A 25,374-nucleotide genomic window follows, 5' to 3' on the forward strand; every position below is an offset into this window, starting at 1 on the left:
ACGCCTTATGACTCAACCCAATCGTCTTGCCCAGGGCGGTCGCATCGAGCGCGATCAGCCGCTGACTTTTCAGTTCAATGGTCAAACCTATAACGGCTTTAAAGGCGACACCCTGGCCTCGGCGCTGCTCGCCAATGGCGTCAATCTGGTCGGCCGCAGTTTCAAATACGGTCGGCGGCGCGGCATTGTCGCCGCTGGTGCCGAAGAGCCCAATGCCATTTTGCAACTCGGCGCAACCGAAGCCACCCAAGTGCCCAACGTGCGCGCTACACAACAGGAATTGTTCAATGGTCTGGTGGCGCAACCGACGTCTGGTTGGCCGTCATTGAACAGCGACGCACTCGGTTTTGTCGGCAAAACTTTCGGCGCGTTATTGCCGCCCGGCTTCTATTACAAGACGTTTATGTTTCCGCGTTTTGGCTGGAAGCTGTACGAAAAATACATTCGCAAAGCCGCCGGTTTTGGCCGCTCGCCGCGTGAAAACGACGTCGATACTTATGACCATTTAAACCAACATGCCGATGTCTTAATCGTCGGTGCCGGCCCGGCCGGTTTGGCCGCCGCGCTGTCGGCCGCGCGTTCCGGCGCGCGCGTTATTCTGGCCGACGAACAGGCGGAAATGGGCGGCGAACTGCTGCACAGCCGCGACCTTTTAGACGGCAAACCGGCCGCCGACTGGGTTGCGCAAACGCTCACTGAACTGCGCACATACGACAACGTTCTGCTGTTACCACGCGCCACCGTGAACGGCTATCACGACCATAATTTCCTCACCATTCACGAACGCCGCACCGACCATTTAGCCGATCACGCACCGGAAAAAATGAGCCGTCAGCGTCTGCATCGGGTACGGGCGCGTCAGGTGATTTTGGCAACCGGCGCACACGAACGCCCGTTGGTGTTTGGCAACAACGACTTACCCGGCTGCATGTTGGCGTCGGCGGTCTCGACTTACGTCAATCGTTACGCCGTAGCGCCCGGTAACAAGCTGGTGCTGATGACCTCGAACGACTACGCCTATCGCACCGCCTTCGACTGGCAAGACGCCGGCCGCGAAGTGGTCGCCATAGTCGACAGCCGCATCGGCGTGAACGGTCGCTATCAAAACGAAGCCGAGCGCCGTGGCATTGCGTTATTGCTCGGCCAAGGCGTGATTGAAGCACGTGGCAGCAAACACGTAACCGGCGCCGTCGTCGCACCGCTGAACGCCGATGGCTCCGCCGTCACCGGCGCCAGTAACACACTCAGCTGTGACTTGATTGCCTCGTCCGGCGGTTGGAGCCCGGTGGTGCATTTATCGGCACATACTGGAGCGCGCCCGGTTTGGAACGACGACATCCTCGGTTTCGTGCCCGGCCAGACCGTGCAACAGATGAAAACCGCCGGCGCCGTTCAAGGCCATTTCAATCTCGATGCCTGTCTGCGCGATGGTTCCGAACAAGGCGCCGAAGCCGCCAAACTGGCCGGCTTTGACACCCAACCAGCCACCACACCCAAGACCGATGTCTGGCCCGAACTCAACGCCATGGCGCTGTACTGCATTCCACACCAGCAACCAAACAGCCGCGCACCGAAACAATTTGTCGATTTGCAAAACGACGTCACCGCCGCCGCCATCGAACTGGCGACGCGTGAAGGTTTTGAATCCATCGAACACGTGAAGCGTTATACCGCCATGGGTTTTGGCACCGACCAGGGCAAACTCGGCAACATCAACGGCATGGCGATTGCTGCCAAAGCGCTCGGTCAAAGCATTCCCGACACCGGCACGACGATCTTCCGACCCAACTACACGCCGGTCACTTTTGGTGCCGTAGTCGGTCGTCATTGCGGCGATCTGTTCGAGCCGGAGCGTTACACCGCCATGCACGATTGGCACGTACAAAACGGCGCAAAATTCGAAAACGTCGGTCAATGGAAACGCCCCTGGTATTACCCCAAAACCGGCGAAACCATGCAGCAGGCGCTCGACCGCGAATGCATCGCCACGCGTGAAAGCGTCGGCATTCTCGATGCGTCCACGCTCGGCAAAATCGACATTCAGGGCAAAGACGCACGCGAATTTCTCGGCCGTATTTATACCAACGCCTGGGCCAAACTCGGCGTCGGCAAATGCCGTTACGGTTTGATGTGCCACGAAGACGGCATGGTATTCGACGACGGTGTGACCTCCTGCCTCGGCGAAAATCACTTCCTGATGACCACCACCACCGGCGGTGCCGCCGGCGTTTTGGAATGGCTGGAGTTGTATCACCAGACCGAGTGGCCGGAGCTGGAGGTGTACATGAACACCGTCACCGACCACTGGGCCACCATGACCATCGCCGGACCGAACGCACGAAAATTGTTGGCCGAACTGACCGACGACATCGACCTGGATAAAGACAGCTTCAAGTTTATGGACTGGCGCCAAGGCACCGTTGCTGGCGTACCGGCGCGAGTGTTCCGCATTTCCTTTACCGGAGAGTTGTCGTACGAAATCAACGTCCAGGCCAACTACGGTTTGCACGTTTGGGAGCAATTATTCGCCCACGGCGAAAAATACAATCTCACGCCTTACGGCACTGAAACCATGCACATTCTGCGTGCCGAAAAAGGCTTCATTATTGCCGGCCAAGACACCGATGGTTCAGTGCATCCATACGATCTGAATCACGCCTGGGCGGTGAAAGAAGACAAGCCGTTCAGCTTTATCGGCAAGCGCGGTATGAAGCGTGCCGACTGCGTGCGCGAAGGTCGCAAGCAATTGGTCGGCCTGAAAACCAAAGATCCGAAAGTGGTGCTGCCCGAAGGTGCGCAAGCGGTGAACGACCCGAAACAGCCGTTACCGATGGCGATGCTCGGTCACGTCACCTCCAGTTATTACAGCGCCAATCTGGGCCGCTCCATTGCCATGGGGTTGATCAAAGATGGTCTGAACCGCACCGGCGACAGCGTCTATTACCCCTTGGCTGATGGCCGTGTCGTAGAAGCGGAAATTTGCAGCACCCAGTTCTTCGATCCAAAAGGAGATCGCCAGAATGTCTGACAGCTTGATTGCGGTGATGGATCAACGGCCCAGCGTCGAAGTGCCCACTCGCAGCCCGCTCTATTTGCGTGGCGACGCCAACGGACACGGCCTGTCCATTCGTGAAAACGCCCTGGCCGCCCAACTGGTGATTCGCGGCAAGGCCAACGATCCCAGCTTTGCCCAAGGCGTGCAGACCGCCACCGGTCTCGCCCTGCCCGGCACCTTACACAGCAACGCCAACGACGACTGGCGATTGCGCTGGCTAACGCCCGACGAATGGTTGCTGACCGGCCCGGCCGATGCGGCGTTCAGCATGGAAGCCAAATTACGCGAACAACTGAGCGGTCACTACGCGGTGATCAACGTCAGTGGCGGCCAGACCTTGCTGCAACTGTCTGGCGCTAACGCCAAAACAGTGCTGATGAAAAGTTGCCCCTACGATGTGCATGACCGAAACTTCCCGGTCGGCAAAGTGGTCTCCACCGTCTTTGCCAAATCGCAGGCGACGCTGTGTCGTCTTGGCGACGACACTTGGGAATTGGTTATCCGGCGCAGTTTCGCCGATTACATCTGGCGTTGGTTGCTCGACGCCGGTGCTGAATTTGGCTTAAGCGAGCAGGCATGAACAGCAAGGAAAAACTCTGGATATTAACCGCCCAGTGCCCCAGCCGTTTGGGTACAGTGGATGTGGTCACCCGCAGCCTGGCGGAAACCGAAAACTACGTGGTAGCGATGAATTCGTTCGACGATCGCGCCACCAACAGTTTCAGCATTCGCGTTGAGTTCCGGCCGCAAAATGGCGATGCCTCGCTGCAAAAACTGCGCGAAATTTTTACCGAACGCGCCGCCGGTTTTAATATGGACTGGCAAATAACCGAACCGGAACATCGCACCCGCGTGGCGATTCTGGTATCGAAATACGACCACTGCCTGAACGACTTACTGTACCGCTATCGCACTGGCGAACTGGCCATCGAAATTCCACTGATCATTTCCAACCACCCGGACCTGCAACACCTGGCCGACTGGCACGGCATCCCCTATCACCATCTGCCAATCACGCCCGACACCAAAGCCGAACAGGAAGCGCAAATCTGGAAACTCATCACCGACGCGAATTGCGAGCTGGTGGTACTGGCGCGCTACATGCAAGTGCTGTCGCCGGAGATGTCGGCCAAACTCGATGGCTGGGCGATCAACATTCACCACTCCTTATTGCCCGGCTTCAAAGGTGCCAAACCCTATCACCAGGCCTGGGCCAAAGGCGTCAAACTGGTCGGTGCCACGGCGCATTATGTGAATGATGATCTGGATGAAGGGCCAATCATTACTCAGGGTGTGCAAGCGGTCGACCACAGCCACTACCCGGAAGAGCTGGTTGCCAGGGGACAGGATATTGAAAGCCAGACACTCGCCAAGGCGGTGCGTTATCACATCGAGAAACGGGTGTTTTTGACTGGGAATCGGACGGTGGTGTTTCCGGATTAAAAAAACTGCCACTGAAATCGTGGCAGTTTGTGTGGTTTCTACAGAAGCTACTCGGTTCAATATTCTGAATAACACTGAACGCTATTCACCCACCACAATGGTGCAATACTGCCCGTAAAAATGCAGTACATTAGTGGTCTTGTGCTCTATGTAAGCGATCCTCGAAATTCCGCCGTCTCGTTTTGCCGCAGTGATGGATGCATCACCGGTTGCTACTAGGCCCAAAATACTTTGCGCACAAGCTTCACCGGTTCGGCTGTCGGCTACGTCGCTGTCGCCAATCGCCCCATCCCATTTCGTAACGTTAACGGCACCAATAACCGGTGATATAGCACAACCGGTCAGAACGAATACGAAAAGCGTAATTAATACAATTCCTTTCATACTAACGCCCTCTCAGTTAGTTGATCGGGCTTAACGACGCCCGCGCATTCAATGTGACAGAGGGCGTGTCGCAGGGTCAATCATCAAACACTTATCGATGATACTTCGGACTCAACTCCACCACCGCCTCAACAAAAGCCCCGGCATGTTCCGGATCAATCTGCGGGTGAATGCCGTGGCCGAGGTTGAAGACGTGGCCGCTGCCTTTGCCGAATTCGGCGAGGACGCGTTCGACTTCGTCACGAATGCGGTCGGGCGATGAATAGAGTACGGCAGGATCCAGGTTGCCTTGCAGTGCCACTCGGTCGCCGACGCGTTGGCGGGCGTTGTCGAGCGGTGTGGTCCAGTCCAGACCGAGTGCGTCGGCACCGCTGTCGGCCATGCGTTCCAGCCATTGGCCGCCGCCTTTGGTGAACAGAATCACCGGCACTTTGTTGCCTTGGTGGCTGCGTTTTAGACCGGCGACAACCCGACTCATGTAGGCGAGTGAAAACGTCTGATAGGCGTCATGCGCCAGCGCGCCGCCCCAGGTATCAAAAATCTGCACGGCCTGAGCGCCAGCTTCGATCTGGGCGTTCAGGTAGTCGGTGACGGCATCGGCCAATCGGCTGAGCAGCGCGTGCAAGACGTCCGGTTGGTCGTAAAGCATGCCTTTGGCGTGACGGAAATCTTTCGAACTGCCGCCTTCAATCATGTAAGTCGCCAGTGTCCAGGGACTGCCGGAAAAACCGATCAGCGGCACCTGGCCGTTGAGTGCGGCGCGGATGGTGCTGACCGCTTTCATCACGTAACCCAGGTCGGTTTCCATCGACGGGGTTTTCAGTGTTTCGACGTCGGCCATGGAGCGCACGGTGCGTTCAAAACGCGGGCCTTCGCCGGTTTCGAAATACAGGCCCAGGCCCATGGCGTCGGGCACGGTGAGGATGTCGGAGAACAGAATAGCGGCGTCGAGCGGGTAACGGCGCAGCGGTTGCAGCGTGACTTCGCAGGCCAGTTCCGCGTTCTTGCACAGGCTCATAAAGTCGCCGGCCTGGGCGCGGGTGTCGCGGTATTCCGGCAGATAACGGCCCGCCTGGCGCATCATCCATACCGGCGTGCGGTCGACAGATTCGCGCAATAAAGCCCGTAAAAAGCGGTCGTTGGTCAGCTCAGCCACAGTCAGTCCCCTATTCAAAGTGCGCGCATTATACGCACCGATGGCCGCACTGACGAATGCCGGGGGCGTGATAGACTGACGCCAATTAAGACGTAGGAGCGGCGGTGAACTTTCTCGGCCATTGGTTATTTTCCGATCCGGATGCGGATTCGTTGTTGGGCAGTCTCTGGCCCGATTTTGCGTTGCGACCCGACCCTAACGCTGTTTCGCCCCTGTTTATTCAGCACTTCGACCGCCACCAATGGCTCGACCGCACCACCGATGCCAGCCCGGAACTGGAACCGCTGCGGCAGCGGTTGCGCCCCAAATTGCGCAAGACCACGCCCATCGTCATCGATATGTTGCTCGATCATCATCTGGCGTTGCATTGGTCGCGCTATCACCCGCAAGCGCTCGATGCCTTTACCCAACAACGCTACCGCGAGACGCATCGCTTTAACGCCCTGCCGTTACCGGAGCGTCTGCAACGCACGCTGCATTGGTTGATTGAGGACGATTGGTTGGGCGGTTACCGACGGCCAGAAAATGTTGTCCGCGCGCTCGGCGGTTTATCGCGTCGGTTAAAGTTTGCCGATGAGATGGAAGCGCAGGGCTTTTGGGCGATTGCGCAGTTGCAGTTGGAAGAGGTCGCCGTGGCGGCGTTTTTGCGCCGGGTAATGACTGAGGTAGGGGGAAATCCCGGCTCAAGGCCGGGATGACGGCGCGTTGTACACGCGCCCAAAAGACACCGCTTAGACGTTCAAATAACCCAGAATACCTTCTGCCGCCTGGCGACCTTCCCAGATGGCGGTGACCACCAAATCGGAACCGCGCACCATATCGCCACCAGCGAAGACTTTGGCGTTGCTGGTCTGGAAGGCGAATTCCTGATGCTCCGCCGCTTTGACGCGCTGCCAGTCGTCCAGTTGGATGTCGGCTTTATCGAACCAGTCGGCCGGGCTGGGCTGGAAACCGAAGGCGACGATGACGGCATCGGCCGGCAGAATTTCTTCGGAACCCGGCACCACTTCCGGACGGCGACGGCCGTTTTCATCCGGCTCGCCCAGTTGCGTAGTCACCAGCTTGATGCCTTCGACCTTGCCGTTATCACCAACAATTTCCACCGGCTGACGGTTGAACAAAAACTGCACGCCTTCTTCCTTGGCGTTGGCGACTTCTTTGCGCGAACCGGGCATGTTGGCTTCGTCGCGACGGTAGGCGCAGGTGACGCTGGCTGCCTGCTGACGAATGGAGGTGCGGTTGCAGTCCATCGCCGTGTCGCCACCGCCGAGCACGACCACGCGTTTACCGGCCATGTCGACAAAGTCCGCCGGGTCTTTTTCCCAACCACGGCTGTGATTAACGTTGGCGACCAGGAACGGCAGCGCATCATAAACGCCGTCCAAATCTTCGCCGGGGAAGCCACCTTTCATCGAGGTGTAAGTGCCCATGCCCATAAAGACGGCGTCGTAATCGGCGAGCAAATCGTCGAACTGCACATCGACACCAATGTCGGTGTTCAGCCGGAATTCCACGCCCATGCCTTCGAACACTTCACGGCGGCGCGCCATGATGGATTTTTCCAGTTTGAATTCCGGAATGCCGAAGGTGAGCAGACCGCCGACTTCGGGGTAGCGATCAAAAACAACCGGCTTCACGCCGTTACGCACCAGCACATCGGCGCAACCCAAACCGGCCGGACCAGCGCCGATGATGGCGACTTTTTTATCGGTCCAGACCACCTTCGACATGTCCGGTTTCCAGCCCATGGCAAAGGCGGTATCGGTGATGTATTTCTCGGCGTTGCCGATGGTCACCGCGCCGAAACCGTCGTTCAGTGTGCAGGCACCTTCGCACAGACGATCCTGCGGGCAAACGCGGCCGCACACTTCCGGCAGCGAGTTGGTCTGATGACACAACTCCACCGCTTCGAGCACGTTGCCTTCGCTGACCAGTTTCAGCCAGTTGGGGATGTAGTTGTGTACCGGGCACTTCCATTCGCAATACGGATTGCCGCAATGCAGACAGCGGTGCGATTGCTCAGCCGCCTGTTTTTGCGCGAAGGGTTCGTAGATTTCCACGAACTCGTGTTTGCGGGTGTGAATGTCTTTTTTGGCCGGGTCGCGACGGCCAACATCGACAAACTGAAAGTCGTTGTGCAGACGTTGTGTCATCTTGTTTTCTCCGTCGCTTATTCCGGACGAGCCCGGGTGTTGGACAACAAATCCGACAGGCTCGACGCCTTCGGTTTGACCAGCCAGAAACGGCCGACGTAATCGTCGTAGTTATCCAGCAATTCGGCACCCCAGGCGCTCTTGGTGTCATCGACAAAACGGCCAATCACACCTAACAAATGATCGCGGTAAGTTTCCATGCTTTCGGTGCCGATGCGTTGGATGTCCACCAGTTCGCGGTTGTATTTATCCGGGAAGGTGTTTTCCAGATCGAGCACGTAAGCGAAACCACCGGTCATGCCCGCGCCGAAGTTACCGCCGACGTTACCGAGCACGGCAACCATGCCGCCGGTCATGTATTCACAGCAGTGATCGCCCGCACCTTCGATAACCGCGACGGTGCCGGAGTTGCGCACACCGAAACGTTCACCAGCGCAGCCAGCGGCAAACAAAGTACCGCCGGTCGCGCCGTACAGGCAGGTGTTGCCCATGATCGAAGTTTTTTGTGTTTCGAACGCCGAGCCTTTGGGCGGGCGAATAACAATCTTGCCGCCAGTCATGCCTTTGCCGACATAGTCGTTGGCATCGCCGTCGAGCACCATGTTCAAACCACCGGCGTTCCAGACACCAAAACTCTGGCCGGCAATGCCGTTAAGTTTCAGCGTGATCGGCCGGTCGGCCATGCCTTGGTTGCCGTAACGCTTAGCGATTTCACCCGAGGCCAACGCACCGATAGAGCGATCGCAGTTGCCGATGTGGAATTCGAATTCGCCGCCGGTTTTGTTCTCGATGGCCGGCAAAATCGCTTTCAGAATTTCACGCTGTTTGCCGCCTTCATCGAAGGGTTTGTTGCGTTCAACCTGGCATTGCTGCGGCTTGCTCGGATCAATATGAGCGGTCGATAAAATCGGCGACAAATCCAGGCTTTGTTGCTTCGGTGTTTCGCCTTTTTTAACGGTAATTAAGTCGGTGCGACCGATGATTTCACCAAGGCTGCGATAACCCAGCAACGCCAGGTTTTCACGCACTTCTTCGCCGACAAAACGGAAGTAATGTTTGACCATTTCCACCGTGCCCCGGAAGTGTTGATCGCGCAGCGCGTCGTCTTGAGTCGCCACACCGGTGGCGCAGTTATTCAAGTGGCAGATGCGCAGATATTTACAGCCCAACGCCACCATCGGCGCGGTGCCGAAACCGTAACTTTCGGCGCCCAGCAGCGCGGCTTTGATCACGTCCAGACCGGTTTTCAAACCGCCGTCGGTTTGCAGCCGGACTTTGTCGCGCAAGTCATTACCGCGCAGCGTTTGCTGCACTTCGGCCAGACCCAGTTCCCACGGCGAACCGGCGTGCTTGATCGAGGTCAACGGACTCGCTGCGGTACCGCCGTCGTAACCGGAGACGGTGATCAAATCGGCGTAGGCTTTGGCGACACCGGCGGCGACGGTGCCGACGCCCGGTTCACTGACCAGCTTTACCGAAATCAAGGCGCTTGGGTTGATCTCTTTTAAGTCAAAAATCAGCTGCGCCAAATCTTCGATCGAATAAATGTCGTGGTGCGGCGGCGGGGAAATCAAGGTGACGCCGGGCACCGAATAACGCAGCTCGGCGATCAGTTTATTCACCTTGCCGCCGGGCAACTGACCACCTTCGCCAGGCTTAGCGCCCTGGGCAACTTTGATCTGAATAACATCGGCGCTCATCAGGTAAGCCGGTGTAACACCAAAACGGCCGGACGCGACTTGCTTGATTTTGGAGCGACGGTTGGTGCCGTAGCGTTTCGGGTCTTCACCGCCTTCGCCGGAGTTGGAACGGCCGCCGAGTTCGTTCATCGCCATCGCCAGCGCTTCGTGCGCTTCGGGCGACAGTGCGCCAAGCGACATGGCCGCGGAATCGAACCGCGGGAACAAGGCTTCGACCGGCTCGACTTCGGAAATCGGAATGGCTTTGCGATCCGACTTCAGTTCGAACAAATCGCGAATGGTCGCGACCGGGCGTTGGTTGACGTAATTGGCGAAATCGCGGAAGCGGGCGTGGTCGCCGTTTTGCACCGCATCCTGCAAGGCGGTCACGACATCCGGGTTGTAGTTGTGGTATTCGCCGCCGTGCACGTATTTCAGCAGACCGCCCTGATGCAGCGGCTTGCGCGGTTTCCAGGCATTGGTTGCCAGGGAGCACAGGTCGTCGTGTATGTGTTCAAAACGCGCGCCCTGAATGCGGCTTTGCACGCCGTTGAAACACAGATCAACAACGTCTGAATGCAAGCCAACAGCTTCAAACAATTGCGCACCGCGATACGAGGCCAAGGTCGAAATGCCCATCTTGGACATGATTTTGAGCAGACCTTTGTTGATGCCTTTGCGGTAGTTTTTGTGCAACTGACGCGGGTCGCCTTGCAGCTCGTTGGTGCGCAGCATGTCGTCGAGTACTTCGTACGCCAGGTACGGATAGACCGCCGTGGCACCGAAACCGATGGCGACGGCAAATTGGTGCGGGTTACGGATGTCGCCGGTGTCGAGCACGATGTTGGTGTCGCAGCGCAGACCTTGATCGACCAGGCGATGGTGCACCGCGCCGGTTGCCATAACGGCCGGAATAGCGACCTGGCCGGCCTGCAAGTCGCGGTCAGACAGAATGACGATTTTCACGCCGTCGCGACTGGCCGCTTCGGCTTCGTCACACAGCTGTTCGATGGCGGCGCGCAAATCGCCGTCGGCGGAATACGCCAAGCGCAAATGTTGATGGCGGAATTCGGGCGCTTCCTGATGTAGGAAGTTCTGGTATTTCAGCGGCGACAATACCGGCGACGTCAAAATTAAGCGCTTGGCGTGATCGGCGCTCGGCTGGAACAAATTGCGTTCTGGGCCTAAACAGGTTTCCAGCGACATCACCACGGCTTCGCGCAATGGATCAATCGGCGGATTGGTGACCTGGGCAAATTGCTGACGGAAATAGTCGGTGACCGGGCGCACCTGACGTGACAGCACCGCCATCGGCGTGTCATCGCCCATCGAGCCGACCGCTTCCTGGCCGCTTTCGGCCAGCGGACGCAATACCTGATCGCGCTCTTCAAAGGAAATATGAAACAGCTTCTGGTACGCCAGCAGTTGTTCCGGCGACAGCGATGAGCCGTCCACTTCCTCGGCCAGTTCCAGTTTGGAACGCAGGCGTACAGCGTTGGTTTTCAGCCAGTCTTTGTACGGATGAGCGCGTTTGAGACGGTCGTCAATTTCTTCGGTTTGCAGGAATTCGCCGGTCTGGGTATCGACCGCGACAATACGGCCAGGGCCGACACGGCCTTTGGCGACAACATCTTCCGGTTTATACGCGAAGGTGCCGATTTCCGAGGCGAGCGTGATGTAGCCGTTTTTGGTGATCACCCAGCGCGCCGGGCGTAAGCCGTTGCGGTCGAGCATGCACACGGCGTAACGGCCGTCGGTCAGCACGATGCCAGCCGGGCCGTCCCAAGGCTCCATGTGCATGGAGTTGTATTCGTAGAAGGCCTTCAAATCGCCGTCGATGTTTTCGACGTTGTGCCAGGCTGGCGGAATCATGGTGCGGGCGGCGCGGAATAAATCCATGCCGCCGAGCAGCATCAGTTCGAGCATGTTATCCATGCTGGAAGAATCCGAGCCAGTGGTGTTTACCACCGGTTGCAACTCATCCAGGTTGGGCAGATAGGGCGATGCAAATTTGGACGCACGCGCCTTGGCCCAGTTGCGGTTGCCCTGGATGGTGTTGATTTCGCCGTTGTGGGCGATCAGGCGGAACGGCTGCGCCAGCGGCCATTTCGGCATGGTGTTGGTGGAGAAGCGTTGGTGGAACACGCAGATGGCGGTTTCCATCGTTTCGCTGGCGAGATCCGGATAAAACGCCGGCAAGTCGACCGGCATCATCAAGCCTTTGTACGACAGCACGGTGTCGGACAGGGAACAGATGTAGAAGTCTTCGTCGTGGTCCATTGCCTGTTCGGCTTTGCGGCGGGCGACGTAGAGTTTGACCGCCAGGCCCTCACGCGATTCAGCGCGCACAAACACCTGCTCGATCACCGGCATGCACGCCAGCGCCATCGGGCCACAGACTGAATCGTTGGTTGGCACCACACGCCAGCCGAGTACTTCCAGCCCTTGAGCGGCCAGCGAGGTTTCCAACGCGTTGCGGCCTTCGGCGGCGCGGCTGGCTTCGGCACTGAGGAAAATCATGCCGACGGCGTAGGCGTCGCCCAGGTCGGCATTGAAATGGGATTGCGCTTCGGCGCGGACGAAGGCATCGGGCATTTGCAGCAACAGGCCGCAGCCGTCGCCGGTTTTGCCATCGGCGGCAATGCCGCCACGGTGCGTCATGCAGGTCAGCGATTCGATGGCGGTTTGCAGCAATTCGTGGCTGGCCTGGCCTTCCATGTGAGCGATCAGGCCAAAACCGCAGTTGTCGCGGAATTCAGCCGGATTGTAGAGACCCTTTGTCATTGCAGTCGTTGTCATTGTAATAGTGCCTTGCTGAGCCGGTAGCCGAGCGCGCCCTGGCCGTTTTCACGGGGGCGTTGGAACGCGCAAAGGGAACCGGGGGTTGAACGGCCGGGTACAGAAAAATCCCGGCACCCCTACTGAAGGTTTGGCATTGAGTCTATTCAGTGACGAACGTCACACAAACTATAACGGTATATTAGGCGGTTGAATTATCGGATTGCCCAATTCTGGCTCACGTCAGTTGTTACGCAAACTGGCAAAAGTCCGCGCCCAAGGCTCCTGATCGCGGAAGCGGGCGGGCAGATTGGCAATGTCAGCGCGGGCCGCCGACGGGCCGGAATAGCGACCATGAATCAGCACATACCAGGGGCGACCCTGATAGCTGGACGTGACGATGTCGTAACGCTCCTGATTCGGCAGTTCCGCCAGAATGGATTCGACCGACGCCCGGTTGCGCACCCCAACCAATTGCAGGGTGTATTCGTTGTCGGCCGCATTCGCCATCAGACCAGATCCTTGGCTGGGCGCGGCAGTCGCTGGTTGCGGCGCCGGAGCGCTGGGCGTTGGCGTGGTTGCCGGCGTTGCGGTTTGGGTTGATGCCTGAGCGGCCGGTTGTGGACTCGGTGCCGGCTGGCTGGGCTGAGTTGTGGCAGCGGCAGTTTCAGCCTGGTCGGCAGCTTCTGCTTCCGCCGCAGCGGCCTCTTCACGGCGCGCTTCAACGCGTGCTACCGCTTCGGCCAGACGTTGCTGTACTTCGGATTCGATGGCCTGCGAATCGGTTGGCTCCGGTAACGCCAATTCAGCGACCGGCTCCTCAACGTCGGGTTCACCGCCCTGATTGGAATACAGCACCGTCAGCACAATCAGCGTCACCACACCGGCACCGGCGAGCACGTGCGTCAACGGGAAACCTTGTTTGCGTTCGGTGGTTTTAAAGGTTCCAGCGATCAGGTAATCGCGCACCACCTGATTCAATTCACCCGGCATGCCGCCGGCCATATCGTTCAAACGGGCAATGTCGCTGTCTTTGATCGGTACGCCATTAGCCTGGCCGGAACCAGCGAAGCGGTCGTTTAAATAGGCGGCGGCTTCGGCGGCGGTGAATGGCTCCAGCACCAGGCTGTACCAATGGTCGTCGTTGTCCGATTGGGCAATGGCGGTGGCTGAACTGGCGAGCCAGAGCTGACGCAAGCGGATGTCGGTGCGCGGTGCCAGCGTTCGCATCGACTGCAACCAGGTTTGGACGTCCGGCGATAGCAGATCGGCGTTCTGCACCACCAACAGGAAATTTTCGCCGTCGTTGCTGCGCTGGGCGGTGGCGTCGGCCATGTTGCGATACAGACTGGCGGTGTCGCCGTCGGTTTTCAGGCCCAGACCCAATTGGCCGATCAGTTCGCGACTGGCGCTGTCGAGCCGATCAATATCGCCGCCATCAATCCAAGCAACGCGCCATTCATCGTCCAGTAGACGAATCACCTGATGTGCGATGGCCTGTTTGCCGCCTCCGGTGGGCGCCATCAACAAACAATCCTGGGGGCTGAAACTCAACAGATGACGCAGATGTTCGGCCACTTCCAAACGCTCGCCGGCGCCACTGAAAACTGTCGCGTCCGCCTGATCGCCGAAGGGATCCTGGAACAGGCCGTAGTAATCGAGCATGCGTTGGGTCTGGTCGGTAAAGTCTTGCATCGCGTCAACCTGGGCGAGGGGGTTTCATTTAACTCAGTCAATTCTGGCCTGTCCAGCTTCGGCCGTGCTGGGCCAAGCCGTCAAGGCCAGACGGCATCAAGGCTGCGCCGCCAAACAGGCTTGCAGTTGCTGCGGATCGAAATCCGCCGTCACCACAGCTTTGCCCAAGGCGTGCAACAGCACCAATCGCAATTGGCCGGCCTCCACTTTTTTATCGCGCCCCATCTGATTCATAAAATCGTCCGGTGTCATGGTCGGCGGCGGCGTGATCGGTAATCGGGCGCGTTCAATCAAGGTGCGGGCGCGATTGAGCACCTGGTTATCAATCCAACCCAAACGCTGCGACAGATCGCACGCCATCACCATGCCGGTGCCCACAGCTTCGCCGTGCAACCAGGCGCCGTAACCTTGCTCGGCTTCGATGGCGTGACCAAAGGTATGGCCCAAATTCAATATCGCGCGGATGCCCTGTTCGGTTTCATCGGCCGCGACAATCTCGGCTTTTAACTGACACGAACGGGCAATGGCGTCGACCAGCGCTTCGGGCTGTTTTGCCAGCAAGTCGTCCATGCGCTGTTCCAGCCAGGCAAAAAATTCGGCGTCGTGAATCAGACCGTATTTGATGACTTCGGCTAAACCGGCTGAAAGTTCGCGTTCCGGCAAGGTGTTCAACACGGTTGGATCGATCAACACGGCAATCGGTTGCTTGAACGCCCCGATCATGTTTTTGCCCAGCGGATGGTTGATGCCGGTTTTACCGCCGACCGATGAATCGACTTGCGACAACAGCGTCGTCGGCACCTGCACAAAGTCGATGCCGCGCTGATAGGTTGCCGCAGCGTAGCCGGTCAAATCGCCGATCACGCCGCCGCCCAGTGCAATCAGCACCGCCTTGCGGGAAAAACGCCGCTCCAATAAAGCGTCGTAAATCAGCCCCAGGGTGGTGGCATTTTTGTGGGCTTCGCCGTCGGGCAATACCAACGTTTCGATGCGACGGTTGGGAGCGGCCAGCGCCGACACCACGCCGTCGAGATACAACGGCGCCACGGTTTCGTTGGTCACCACCATCACTTCTTTGTGCGCCAGCCAGCCTTGCCAGCTGGCGGCATTAGTTAGCAAATCGGCTTCGATAACGATGGGGTAAGAACGATCACCCAGATCCACAGTCAGTTGCATGATTCAGCGCTTCAATTGCAGTTGTTTGATGATTTCACGCACCACCGCACGCGGCGATTGGCCGTTGGTGTCGATGGTCAAATGCGCGGTGGCTTCGTAAAACGGTCGGCGCTCGTCGGCCAGTCGCCGCAAGGTGCCTTCCGGATCGGGGCCGTTCAATAACGGCCGGTTTCGATCTTTGGCGGTACGCAGCAATTGTTGTTCGACCGAGGTTTTCAGATAGACAACCTGGCCGTTGTTTTTCAACAGTTCGCGATTTTCCGCTCGAATAATAGCACCGCCACCGGTCGCTATAACCTGCCTGCCTTCTTCGACCAATTCGGCCAACACGGCGGTTTCGCGATCCCGAAAACCGGCTTCGCCTTCCAAGTCAAAAATCCACGGAATATTGGCGCCAGAACGCGCTTCGATTTCACGATCGGAATCGACAAAGTTGATGCCCAGGCGCGACGACAGTAATCGGCCAATGGTGCTTTTCCCCGATCCCATGGGACCGATCAGAATAATGGAGTCGCAATTCATCGCGGCAGTTTATCACTGAGTCGCAGACAGGTAACGCGGTACTGCGCGGAGAATCCGACCGCTGAGAGGTGGGGTATTGAGGAAGGAGGATTAACGACTGACCAGTTGTTGCGTCATCAAACTCGGCGTAATGAACACCAGCATTTCGGTTTTTTCTTCAAATTCGGACGAGCGTCGAAACAGACGACCCAGCACTGGCAAGTCACCCAGCCAGGGCGTTTTGTCCACCGAGGTCACGGTTTCGGTGCGATATACACCACCCAACACCAAAGTTTCACCGTCTTTAACCAACACCTGAGTGGTGACGGAATTGGTGTCGATGGCACCGCCACCGGCGGCCAGAGAATCTTGAGTGACCAGCAGATCGAGGACGACATGATCGTCCGGCGTAATCTGCGGTGTAACCCGCAACGACAAGCCGGCATCGACGAAGGTGGTGCCGCCGTCGCCGCCATCAAAGGCGATGGTCTGACCGGAATTGATAAAGGCTTCCTGACCGTTGGAGGTCACCACCCGCGGTTGCGACACCACTTCGGCGGAACCGCGCGTTTCCAGTGCCGACAATTCCAGATCCAGGGCGTAATCGAAGGCCGCAACGCCGATGGCGAATGACGTTGCGTTTGGACTCAACACCGGCAGATCGACCACCAGCGCATCGGGATATATCTGTTCGTAACTGGCACCATCGGACGTATTCAAGTCGCTGCCGATGCTGGCCGTGGATTCCAACGATCCCGACGCCACCACCGGCGATGAACCGCCGCTGTTAACGTTGCCGCCCCAGCGAATGCCCAGTTGTTCGCCCACCGATGTCCGTGCGGCAACAATACGCGCTTCGATCAATACCTGGCGTACCGGCACATCAAAATGTTCGACGGCGCGGTGAATGCTGTCGAGGTTGCTGACGGTGTCGCGCACGATCAAGGTGTTGGTGCGAGCGTCGATGGACACCGCGCCGCGTTCGGACAAAAACCCGAGCCGGGCTTGTTCAGCGCCGTCTTCTTTGCCGTTAGGGCCGCTGTGCAGGATGCGCAGAATGTCGTCGGCGTTGGCGTAATTGACCTGAATAAAATCGGTCTGCAACGGCGCAATTTTTTCTTCCCACTGCAAACTTTCCAGCGCCAGTTTTTCCTGATCGGCCAACTCCTGCGCCGGTGCCACCACCAATACACTGCCGCTTTGGCGTTTAGCTAAACCTTTGCTGCGCAACACCATGTCCAGCGCCTGATCCCACGGCACATCCTGCAAACGCAGCGTGATATTTCCCTGCACCGAGTCGGACGCGATCAGATTCAGACCGACGACATCGGCAATCTGCTGCAACGCGTAACGCACCTCGATGTCTTGAAAATTCAGCGACAAATGCGCGCTGTCTTGCCCGACATCCTGATCTGCACCGACGGTGGTCTCGGTTGCCGACGTCGCTGTTGTCGAAAACTCTGCGGGCATAAATCCGGCCGAACGGTTGTCCCAATAAGCGACCCGATTCATGGCCGGCGTGTCGATAACCGATGGCACTAACGAGGACTGATCGGGCACAACATTTTGCCCAATCAACATTCGGATGCGACGACGGGACACATCCAGACTGTAAGGCAGCAGGCTGGTCATACTGAGCACCAGCCGGGTGCGGTTGCCGTTCGAAACAACCACTGCATTGCGCACATTGCCAGTACCGATGGTGTAGCGTTTTTGCGGCAGACGATTTTCCGTGGCGGGAAAATCCAGCACGATGCGTGCTGGTCGCTCCAGGCTGAATTCAGCGGGCGTCGGGGCGGTGCCATCAAATCTCAAATCCAGTTGGGTTACGCCATTGGCTTGAGCGGTGAACTCCAATTGAGTCAGTGCCACTGCCTGAGCGTGCAGGCTGATTACGGCCAGGCCGATCAGGCTGGTGAAAGCTTTGAGGAAATTGTTCAGCGTCATCTTGGTCTTCTTCTTACGAATGTCTGAATACAAAAGTCTGAAAGTTCTTGAACAGCCGGGCCGCTCAGCAAAACAACCGAACAATCATGGCCCAAGGTTGGGTTGGCCCAGCAACGCAAAGTTCCGCGTCTGGGTAATCCATCCGCCGTCGACTAACGGCACGGTTTCCAACATCTCAACCCGGGTCTCGGTAACGGCCACCAGCCGGGCGTCTTCACGACCGACGCGATCACCCGCCGAGAGCCGATGAATGCGCCCTTCGTTATCGCGAAACAACGCCTGGCTCGCAGTATGCGGCATGCCGCTGATGGTGCCGACGAGTGTCAACTCATCCAGACTGACACCGGCGAGCAAACGTAACTCCGATTGGCTGGAATTCTCCGTCTCGGCACTGGGTGCCGGCAGCGACGAGGTGTCGAGCGCGGTTGCCGTCCGATCAAGAAACGGTGACTGTTCGGTGCCGGCACGATAGACGGTCAGTCGCTCAACTGCCAGCGTCGTGGGCGTCGTCGGTGCCAAAGTTCCCGGCTCACCCACCTTGCCGACCCACACGCGTAAATCGGCCAGATCATCCTGACGCTGGCATCCCGCCAGGCCGGTCAGCAGCAATAGCCCAATCCAGAGGTTGCGCATTATTCATCACCGGGTGAAGGCTGGCGATAGGTCCGGGCCTGCAGTGTCATGAACAAGACATCCGCTGTTTCACCAGGCCAGTCGTCTTGGGCGAAGCTGTGAATATTGAGGTTATGAACAGTGACCAGACGGGGTAGCGCCGACAGCGCGGCAATAAAAGCACCCAGCTGGTGATAACGGCCATGCACTGCCATCGACAACGGCGTCTGGCCGAACCCGGCCACCGATTGCTCGGCTTCGGGCGTGATGCGTTCGATCACCAAGCCCGTTTGAGTAGCAGCCTGACTGATTTGATCAATCAATTCCGGAAGGTCCAACTGCGCCGGCATACTGAGCATCAGCACATCGATCTGATGCTTTATCGCCACCAGTTCTGCATCCAGTTGCGCGGCGTTTTCCAATTCTTCTGCCTGCGACTGATACGCCGCCATCAGACGTTGCTCTTGTTGTCTGGCCTGCGACAGCCGCGCCTGTTGATCGGCCAACAGCCACCACCAGGCCGCTGCAAATACCACGGTCGCCAGCAATCCCAACAGCACAACGCGCAAGCCCAGTGGCCACGACGCCGGTTGTTCGTGCGAAATATGACGCCAGTCGAGGCGGCGAATTTCCTGAACATAAGCGTTGAGCTTCATTCAGCCTCCCCTTCTTCCATCAATTGCTGACTGCGCAACTGCACCAGGAAACGGCGGCTGGCTAAGGCATCGGCATTGCGGTCGGTCTCGATGTTGATCAGCGTCGCAGCGTCGAACAAAACCGACTCGCTGAGACGACGCAGCAAAGGCGTTAAGTTGGCGGCTTCATCGACGCGGCCAGTCAGTTCGATCACCCCGCCATCCTGCATCAGCGACGTCAGATACACGCGGTCAGGTACAGAGCGCGCCAGAGTTTCCAGCATTTGCACCATCAACGCCGGGTTGTGATGAACCCACCGCAACCGGGCCAGTTGCGCCGCCTGTTGGTCGCGCTGCTGCAATAAGCTGTGCTGCGCCTGCTGGCGCTCGGTCAGTTCGTTCAACTGACGCTGCAAAAACGCATTGCGTTGCTGTTGGTGGTGCAGTTGCTCAGCCAACAGATGATGCCAACCCCAGGCGGCGGCCAGGCTGAATATGACCACTATCCAAATGGCGCGGATAAAACGACGTTGATCTGACTGACGGCGCGATTCGCGCCAGGGCAAGAGATTAACGGTGGTCACGATCAAACCCCCGCAACGCCAAACTGCTGGCCATCAACAGCGCCGAGCTGTCGAGTTGGAAACGATATGGATTGATCCCGGCGGCACAATCCAACACCGCCGCTACATCCAATAGATGAGTGCGAATGCCGGTGGCGCTTTGCCATTGCGCGGCCAGCCCAGGCAAGGCCGACATGCCGCCATAGAGCAAAAAGCCATCAATATTGGCGTTGGCCTGGGTGGCACTGAACAACTGCAACTGTTGTTGAACGGCGTCCAACGCCTGGCCGATAAAAGGCGCCAGCAATTGTTGCTGAACGTCGGCTTCGGGGTCCGGTGCGCGCTTTATTTGTTCGGCGTCGTCAGCGGTGACACCAAGGTGGCGCTGGATGTCGGCGGTCAGTTGACGTCCGGCCAACGGCAGCTCACGTCGAAACAGACTGTGACCGTCGCGCATCACCGTCAACGCCGAACGGCTGTGGCCGAGATCGACCAGCGCCAGGGTGTCGCTGGCGGCAAACTCGGTGGTGCCGTCCAGCCAGCGCAATGCCCGCGCCAGCACCAGCGGTTCGATATCTACCACTTCAACGTCCAGACCCGCTTGCTGCACCGCCGCCACCCGCGCTTCAACTTCATCGCGCCGGCTGGCGGCGAGCAAAACACGAACCCGGTCCGGCTGACCCGTTGACGGCCCCAGCACGGCAAAATCGAGCGCCACATCTTCGATGGCATAAGGAATGTGTTGAGCGGCTTCCAGTTGCACCAGACTTTCCATGTCCAACGCGGATGGCAGGGCGTCCAGTTCGATGATTTTGGTGATCACCGAGGCACCGGAAACGGCAATGGCCGCGCCCTTGATGCGACTGCGTGAGCGTTGCAGCGCACGGCGAATGGCCTGCGCCAGACGGTCGCCATCGCGCACCGTTTGATCAACCACCACGCCGTCGTCCAGCGGCTCAATGGCATAGGCATCAAGACGATAAGACGACCCGGATTGGCTCAAACCGACAATCTTGACGGCAGACGTGCCGACGTCGATGCCAAGCAGCGGTGCTGGCATCCTTCTGAATATGGTTGTCACTGATAATCCCTTCAATAACAATCACTTACGAATGTACCACTTCCTTTTCGACCGGCGATTAGAACGCACGTAAAGGCGATGTGCAATGTATAAAAAAGACGCAATTCCACCTATAATGGCCGGCCGTTAAAGCTCTGCGCTGCTAACCCTTTCTTTTAATTGGGAAAACATGAAGTTACTGGCCAAAAGCACCCAAGCCGTACTGTGGACGCTCTACGCTCTGATTTGCGCCCTGGTTCTCATTTCAGCCAGTGTCTATCTGTACCTGGCGCCGACGCTGCCGGAAGTCGAAACACTTCGCGACATCCAGCTGCAAACGCCGATGCGCATTTTCAGTGCCGACAACGAGTTGATCGCGGAGTTCGGTGAACAACACCGCAGCCCGTTGCATTACGAGCAAATTCCCACCCAGTTCATCCAGGCGTTGACCGCCGTCGAAGACAGCCGGTTTGAAGAACACCTGGGTGTCGATCCGGTCGGCTTTGCCCGTGCGGTACTGACGGTGTTGACCACCGGCGAAACCGACGGCCCCGGCGGCTCAACGCTGACGCAACAGGTGGCGCGCAACTTCTTCTTAACGCGCGACAAAACCATCACCCGGAAATTCACCGAGATCCTGCTCGCCTTCCAGATGGAGCGCGAACTGACCAAAGAACAGATTTTCGAGCTGTACGCCAACAAGCACTTCCTCGGCTATCGCTCCTACGGCATTCAGGCCGCCGCCGACGTGTATTACGGCCGCGACATCAACGATCTGACCTTGCCGGAACTGGCGATGATTGCCGGTCTGCACCAGGCACCGTCCGCCGCCAACCCGCTGGCAAATCCGGACCGCGCCTTACGCCGTCGCAACTTCGTGCTCGGCCGCATGCATGAAATGAATTACCTCAGCGACGCCAGTTACGAAGAGGCCATTAAAGTACCGCTGACCGCCCAGTACCGCGGCAATGGCCCCGGCCTGGAGGCCGCTTATCTGGCGGAAATGGTGCGCGCCTTTATGGTCGAGCGTTATGGCGACGCGGCCTACACCGACGGCTACACCGTCCACACCACCCTGAATTCCGAATTGCAGGAAGCGGCCACACGCGGCTTGCGCAAAACGCTCAGCGAATACAGCCGCCGGCACGGTTATCTGGGTGTCGAAGACCACATTCCCGCCGCCGGCCACACGCCACCGGAAGCCTACGCACACTGGCGCGAAGTGGTGAACGGCACGCCTCGATTCGGCGGTTTGACGCCGGCCATCGTGGTGCGCGCCGAAGCGCGCCGGTTGTGGATTCTGCCGCGCGATAGCGGCCTGACGACCCTGGAACTGGCCGACATGGAATGGGCGCGCGAGCGCATCGATGTCGACACGCTCGGCCCTGCGGTAAGCACGCCGTTCAACATTGCGGTACCGGGCGATCTGATCCGCGTCGAACAGATCGACGGAAAATGGCAACTGGCGCAGATTCCCAATGCGCAGGGTGCCATGGTGTCGCTGGCGCCGAACGACGGTTCCATTCAGGCACTGGTTGGCGGTTACGACTTCCTGCTGTCGAAATACAACCGCGCCATTCAAGCCAACCGCCAGCCGGGTTCGAACTTCAAACCCTTCGTGTATTCGGCGGCGCTGGATAAAGATTTCACGCCAGCGACCATCGTTAATGACGCACCCATCGTGCGCTCTGATGAAGCGTTGGAAGATGTCTGGCGGCCGCGTAACTCCGGCGACCGTTACCTCGGTCCGATTCCATTGCGCCAGGCGCTGTACCAATCGCGCAACCTGTCGAGCATTCGCGTGCTGGATTCCATCGGCGTTAATTACGCGCGCCGATACGCCGCCCGCTTCGGTTTCGACAGCGCCAAACTGGCTAACGACATGACGCTGGTGCTGGGCAGTACGGTGATGTCGCCGCTGGAAATTGCGCGCGGTTACGCTGTTTTCGCCAACGGCGGTTATCTGATCGATCCGTATTTTATTTCCACCATCGAAGACAACAGCGGCAACGTCATCTTTGAAGCCAATCCGGCAATCGTCTGCCGAGGCTGCCCGGAAACGCCGACGCCGTACTGGACCGAAGAAAGCAGCAGCCCCGACAGCACCGCCACCGGCGTGGACATCGAACCCATTGCCTTGAATCTGGAAGACGAACTCATCGACGAGCCGACCCGCACCGAACGCCGCTACGCGCCTCAGGTGCTGACATCGCAAACCGCCTACCTGATTGATTCAATGCTGAAAGACGTGGTGCGTCGCGGTACCGGTCTCGCCGCGTACCGGGAACTGGGCCGCGACGATCTGGGCGGCAAAACCGGGACCACCAACAACGCGGTCGACGCCTGGTTCACCGGCTATAACGGCGACTACGTGGCGTCCACCTGGGTGGGCTACGACAATCCGGTTGGTCTGGGTCAGATCGAATTCGGCGGCCGGGCGGCACTGCCCGGCTGGATCGAATTCATGAAGACAGCGCTGAACGGCAAACCCAGTAACAGCCTGCCGCAGCCGGTCGGCATCGTGCGTGTGCGCATCGATCCGCAAACGGGTTTACTGGCACAGCCGGGCCAGGCGGGCGCCATTTTTGAAATCTTCAAAGAAGACAATGCCCCCACCGAATACAGCCGCGAAAGCGTGACCATCGATTTCTCCGGCGGCAACAACGGCGGCGATTCCGACAGCAGCGACGACACCATCACACCACAAATGCTGTTCTAAGCCCGGCAAACTCGAGCGATAAAAAAAGCCACCCGAGGGTGGCTTTTTTTATGTCCGTTCGGACGCTCAAACTTTGTATTTCTCCGGCAACGCCACGCGCGCCACGCCGGTTTCGACCGCCGCCCGCGCCACCGCGCCGGCAACGCGATCGAGCAAACGCGAATCCATCGGCTTGGGAATGATGTAGTTGCGACCGAAGGTCCACTGCTCGCCGCCGTAGGCTGCCACCACTTCCGGCAACACCTCTTCGCGCGCCAGGTCTTTGATGGCATACGCCGCGGCCAGCTTCATGGCTTCATTGATCGCCGTGGCGCGAACGTCCAGAGCACCACGGAAAATGAATGGGAAGCCCAGCACGTTGTTGACCTGGTTCGGGTAGTCCGAACGGCCAGTCGCCATCACCAGATCGTCGCGTGTCGCCAGCGCCAGTTCCGGACGGATTTCCGGATCGGGGTTGGCGCAGGCAAAGACGATCGGGTTCGGCGCCATCTTTTTCAGTTGTTCGGCCGACAGCATGTCCGGGCCGGACAGGCCCAGGAAGATGTCGGCGCCATCAATGGCGTCGTCCAGCGTGCGCGCTGGGGTGGTCGGGTTGGCAAACTCGGCCTTGTACTGGTTCAGATCGTCACGACCGGCGTGAATCACACCTTTGCGGTCAACCATCAGAATGTTTTCCAGCGGCATACCGGCCGACATCAACAGACGCGAACAGGAGATGGCGGCAGCGCCGGCACCGAGCACCACCAGTTTGGCGTCGGTCAGGGTTTTGCCCTGCACTTCCAGCGCGTTCAGCATGCCGGCCACGGTGACGATGGCAGTGCCGTGCTGGTCGTCGTGGAAAATCGGAATCTTGCAGCTTTCAATCAACCGGCGCTCCACTTCGAAGCATTCCGGCGCTTTGATGTCTTCGAGGTTGATGCCGCCAAAGGATTCGGCGATCAGCTCAACGGTGCGGACGATTTCATCGACGTTTTCGCTGTCGACTTCGATGTCGATGGCATCGACATTGGCAAACCGTTTGAACAGCAGCGCCTTGCCTTCCATCACCGGCTTGCTCGCCAGCGCGCCCAGATTGCCCAGCCCCAGAATGGCCGTGCCGTTGGACACCACACCCACCAAATTGCCCTTCATGGTGTATTTGAAGGCGTTCTCCGGATCTTCCGCGATGGCGCGCACCGGCTCGGCAACGCCCGGGCTGTAAGCCAATGACAGATGGCGCGACGTTTCCGCCGGCGTGGTGATTTCGATACTCAGTTTTCCCGGCCGAGGCAGGGCGTGGTATTCAAGCGCGTCGCGCTTTAAGTCATCCGACATGTCCGTCTTCCGTCTGTTCTTATTGGTGGGGAGGCAAGGAAAGTGAAGTTAGCATAAACAACGGACAGGGGTGGCTCAAGCCGGCCAAACGGCGGTTCACGCACGACAGTTATGCCGGTCAGGCAAGGTACTGAATGCCGGGGCCTGAGCAGGTTTTCGATCTCTGGTCGGCTGCGTTCCACACCGGCAACCATCGCCCTGCACAGGCATAAAAAAACCCGGCCAGAGCCGGGCTTTTTCTTGTCGGAACTTCTTGTCGGAGCATCGGCCTTATTTTTTGCCGATAGCACGACCACCGAAACGGGTGTTGAAGCGGTCAATACGGCCGCCGGAGTCGACGATTTTCTGCTTGCCGGTGTAGAACGGGTGGCAAGCCGAGCAAACGTCGAGGTGCATTTCACCGCCACGGGTAGAATGGGTTTTGATGACGTTGCCGCAAGAGCAGGTCGCCGTCAGAACTTCGTATTTCGGATGGATGTCAGCTTTCATGGGTCACCTCGCTGT

19 protein-coding genes are annotated in these 25,374 nt (G+C 58.4%); 5 read left to right on the forward strand and 14 right to left on the reverse strand.

The genetic code is table 11. The features are described from left to right. The first annotated feature begins 7 nt into the window (after positions 1–7). The 3 genes from DW349_RS14090 to purU are packed head-to-tail and all read left to right on the forward strand — an operon-like array spanning position 8 to position 4,498. Entirely contained in the window at positions 8–3,028 is a 3,021-nt protein-coding gene (locus DW349_RS14090; RefSeq protein WP_108126368.1) for a sarcosine oxidase subunit alpha family protein, read from the forward strand. Next, positions 3,021–3,635 (forward strand): sarcosine oxidase subunit gamma, encoded by a 615-nt coding sequence (locus tag DW349_RS14095; protein WP_108126369.1) that lies wholly within the window; start codon positions 3,021–3,023, stop codon positions 3,633–3,635. The genes DW349_RS14090 and DW349_RS14095 overlap by 8 nt, the downstream gene beginning before the upstream one ends. Next, complete coding sequence (gene purU, locus DW349_RS14100) at positions 3,632–4,498, forward strand: formyltetrahydrofolate deformylase (protein ID WP_108126370.1); 867 nt, start codon at positions 3,632–3,634, stop codon at positions 4,496–4,498. The genes DW349_RS14095 and purU overlap by 4 nt, the downstream gene beginning before the upstream one ends. A gap of 81 nt (positions 4,499–4,579) precedes the next feature. Here the strand turns inward: purU and DW349_RS14105 are convergent, their stop codons facing one another. Beyond that, positions 4,580–4,882 (reverse strand): TRL-like family protein, encoded by a 303-nt coding sequence (locus tag DW349_RS14105; protein ID WP_108126371.1) that lies wholly within the window; start codon positions 4,880–4,882, stop codon positions 4,580–4,582. Between the two features lie 91 nt (positions 4,883–4,973). Next, entirely contained in the window at positions 4,974–6,038 is a 1,065-nt protein-coding gene (gene hemE, locus DW349_RS14110; RefSeq protein ID WP_108126372.1) for a uroporphyrinogen decarboxylase, read from the reverse strand. A gap of 104 nt (positions 6,039–6,142) precedes the next feature. Here hemE and DW349_RS14115 point away from each other — a divergent pair, with 104 nt between their 5' ends. Then, the gene (locus tag DW349_RS14115) at positions 6,143–6,736 is read left to right on the forward strand and encodes an acyl carrier protein phosphodiesterase (RefSeq protein ID WP_108126373.1); all 594 of its coding nucleotides are present in this window, start codon (positions 6,143–6,145) and stop codon (positions 6,734–6,736) included. Between the two features lie 33 nt (positions 6,737–6,769). Here DW349_RS14115 and DW349_RS14120 read toward each other — a convergent pair whose 3' ends face one another. The 10 genes from DW349_RS14120 to pilM form a co-directional block, all read right to left on the reverse strand. Then, positions 6,770–8,191, reverse strand: coding sequence for an FAD-dependent oxidoreductase (locus tag DW349_RS14120; protein ID WP_108126374.1), 1,422 nt, complete (start codon positions 8,189–8,191; stop codon positions 6,770–6,772). A gap of 17 nt (positions 8,192–8,208) precedes the next feature. Beyond that, a complete protein-coding gene (gene gltB, locus DW349_RS14125) occupies positions 8,209–12,654 on the reverse strand; it encodes a glutamate synthase large subunit (protein ID WP_108126375.1) in 4,446 nt (1,481 codons plus the stop codon). A 237-nt stretch (positions 12,655–12,891) separates the two neighbouring features. Further along, positions 12,892–14,343, reverse strand: a complete 1,452-nt coding sequence (locus DW349_RS14130; RefSeq protein WP_108126376.1) for an SPOR domain-containing protein — start codon at positions 14,341–14,343, stop codon at positions 12,892–12,894. A 96-nt stretch (positions 14,344–14,439) separates the two neighbouring features. Beyond that, entirely contained in the window at positions 14,440–15,522 is a 1,083-nt protein-coding gene (gene aroB, locus DW349_RS14135) for a 3-dehydroquinate synthase (protein WP_108126377.1), read from the reverse strand. Continuing rightward, positions 15,523–16,008 (reverse strand): shikimate kinase, encoded by a 486-nt coding sequence (locus tag DW349_RS14140; protein WP_232819358.1) that lies wholly within the window; start codon positions 16,006–16,008, stop codon positions 15,523–15,525. Positions 16,009–16,131: 123 nt separating this feature from the next. Beyond that, on the reverse strand, positions 16,132–17,967 hold the full coding sequence (locus DW349_RS14145; protein WP_108126379.1) for a type IV pilus secretin PilQ: 1,836 nt from the start codon (positions 17,965–17,967) through the stop codon (positions 16,132–16,134). 84 nt (positions 17,968–18,051) lie between these two features. Beyond that, positions 18,052–18,600, reverse strand: a complete 549-nt coding sequence (locus tag DW349_RS14150) for a pilus assembly protein PilP (protein WP_108126380.1) — start codon at positions 18,598–18,600, stop codon at positions 18,052–18,054. Further along, positions 18,600–19,235, reverse strand: coding sequence for a type IV pilus inner membrane component PilO (locus tag DW349_RS14155; protein ID WP_108126381.1), 636 nt, complete (start codon positions 19,233–19,235; stop codon positions 18,600–18,602). The genes DW349_RS14150 and DW349_RS14155 overlap by 1 nt, the downstream gene beginning before the upstream one ends. After that, positions 19,232–19,798, reverse strand: coding sequence for a PilN domain-containing protein (locus DW349_RS14160; protein ID WP_157954395.1), 567 nt, complete (start codon positions 19,796–19,798; stop codon positions 19,232–19,234). Before DW349_RS14160 ends, DW349_RS14155 begins: the two co-directional genes overlap by 4 nt. After that, entirely contained in the window at positions 19,785–20,858 is a 1,074-nt protein-coding gene (pilM, locus tag DW349_RS14165) for a type IV pilus assembly protein PilM (protein WP_157954396.1), read from the reverse strand. The genes DW349_RS14160 and pilM overlap by 14 nt, the downstream gene beginning before the upstream one ends. A 169-nt stretch (positions 20,859–21,027) precedes the next feature. Here pilM and DW349_RS14170 point away from each other — a divergent pair, with 169 nt between their 5' ends. Further along, entirely contained in the window at positions 21,028–23,556 is a 2,529-nt protein-coding gene (locus tag DW349_RS14170; protein WP_108126384.1) for a penicillin-binding protein 1A, read from the forward strand. 66 nt (positions 23,557–23,622) lie between these two features. Here DW349_RS14170 and DW349_RS14175 read toward each other — a convergent pair whose 3' ends face one another. After that, complete coding sequence (locus DW349_RS14175) at positions 23,623–24,870, reverse strand: malic enzyme-like NAD(P)-binding protein (protein ID WP_108126385.1); 1,248 nt, start codon at positions 24,868–24,870, stop codon at positions 23,623–23,625. A 270-nt stretch (positions 24,871–25,140) separates the two neighbouring features. Then, entirely contained in the window at positions 25,141–25,359 is a 219-nt protein-coding gene (rpmE, locus tag DW349_RS14180) for a 50S ribosomal protein L31 (RefSeq protein ID WP_108126386.1), read from the reverse strand. Positions 25,360–25,374: the final 15 nt, after the last annotated feature.

It is taken from the genome of Saccharospirillum mangrovi, assembly GCF_003367315.1.
Taxonomy (GTDB): Bacteria; Pseudomonadota; Gammaproteobacteria; order Pseudomonadales; family Natronospirillaceae; genus Saccharospirillum; species Saccharospirillum mangrovi.

Bases quoted from the DNA above. Each gene is read 5' to 3' on its own strand.
- DW349_RS14095 (WP_108126369.1), top strand. From the start codon at position 3,021: ATGTCTGACAGCTTGATTGCGGTGATGGATCAACGGCCCAGCGTCGAA.
- DW349_RS14150 (WP_108126380.1), bottom strand. From the start codon at position 18,600: ATGCGCAACCTCTGGATTGGGCTATTGCTGCTGACCGGCCTGGCGGGA.
- purU (WP_108126370.1), top strand. From the start codon at position 3,632: ATGAACAGCAAGGAAAAACTCTGGATATTAACCGCCCAGTGCCCCAGC.
- DW349_RS14105 (WP_108126371.1), bottom strand. From the start codon at position 4,882: ATGAAAGGAATTGTATTAATTACGCTTTTCGTATTCGTTCTGACCGGT.
- gltB (WP_108126375.1), bottom strand. From the start codon at position 12,654: ATGACAAAGGGTCTCTACAATCCGGCTGAATTCCGCGACAACTGCGGT.
- DW349_RS14090 (WP_108126368.1), top strand. From the start codon at position 8: ATGACTCAACCCAATCGTCTTGCCCAGGGCGGTCGCATCGAGCGCGAT.
- DW349_RS14145 (WP_108126379.1), bottom strand. From the start codon at position 17,967: ATGACGCTGAACAATTTCCTCAAAGCTTTCACCAGCCTGATCGGCCTG.
- DW349_RS14155 (WP_108126381.1), bottom strand. From the start codon at position 19,235: ATGAAGCTCAACGCTTATGTTCAGGAAATTCGCCGCCTCGACTGGCGT.
- DW349_RS14140 (WP_232819358.1), bottom strand. From the start codon at position 16,008: ATGGGATCGGGGAAAAGCACCATTGGCCGATTACTGTCGTCGCGCCTG.
- rpmE (WP_108126386.1), bottom strand. From the start codon at position 25,359: ATGAAAGCTGACATCCATCCGAAATACGAAGTTCTGACGGCGACCTGC.
- DW349_RS14170 (WP_108126384.1), top strand. From the start codon at position 21,028: ATGAAGTTACTGGCCAAAAGCACCCAAGCCGTACTGTGGACGCTCTAC.
- DW349_RS14175 (WP_108126385.1), bottom strand. From the start codon at position 24,870: ATGTCGGATGACTTAAAGCGCGACGCGCTTGAATACCACGCCCTGCCT.
- DW349_RS14130 (WP_108126376.1), bottom strand. From the start codon at position 14,343: ATGCAAGACTTTACCGACCAGACCCAACGCATGCTCGATTACTACGGC.
- DW349_RS14120 (WP_108126374.1), bottom strand. From the start codon at position 8,191: ATGACACAACGTCTGCACAACGACTTTCAGTTTGTCGATGTTGGCCGT.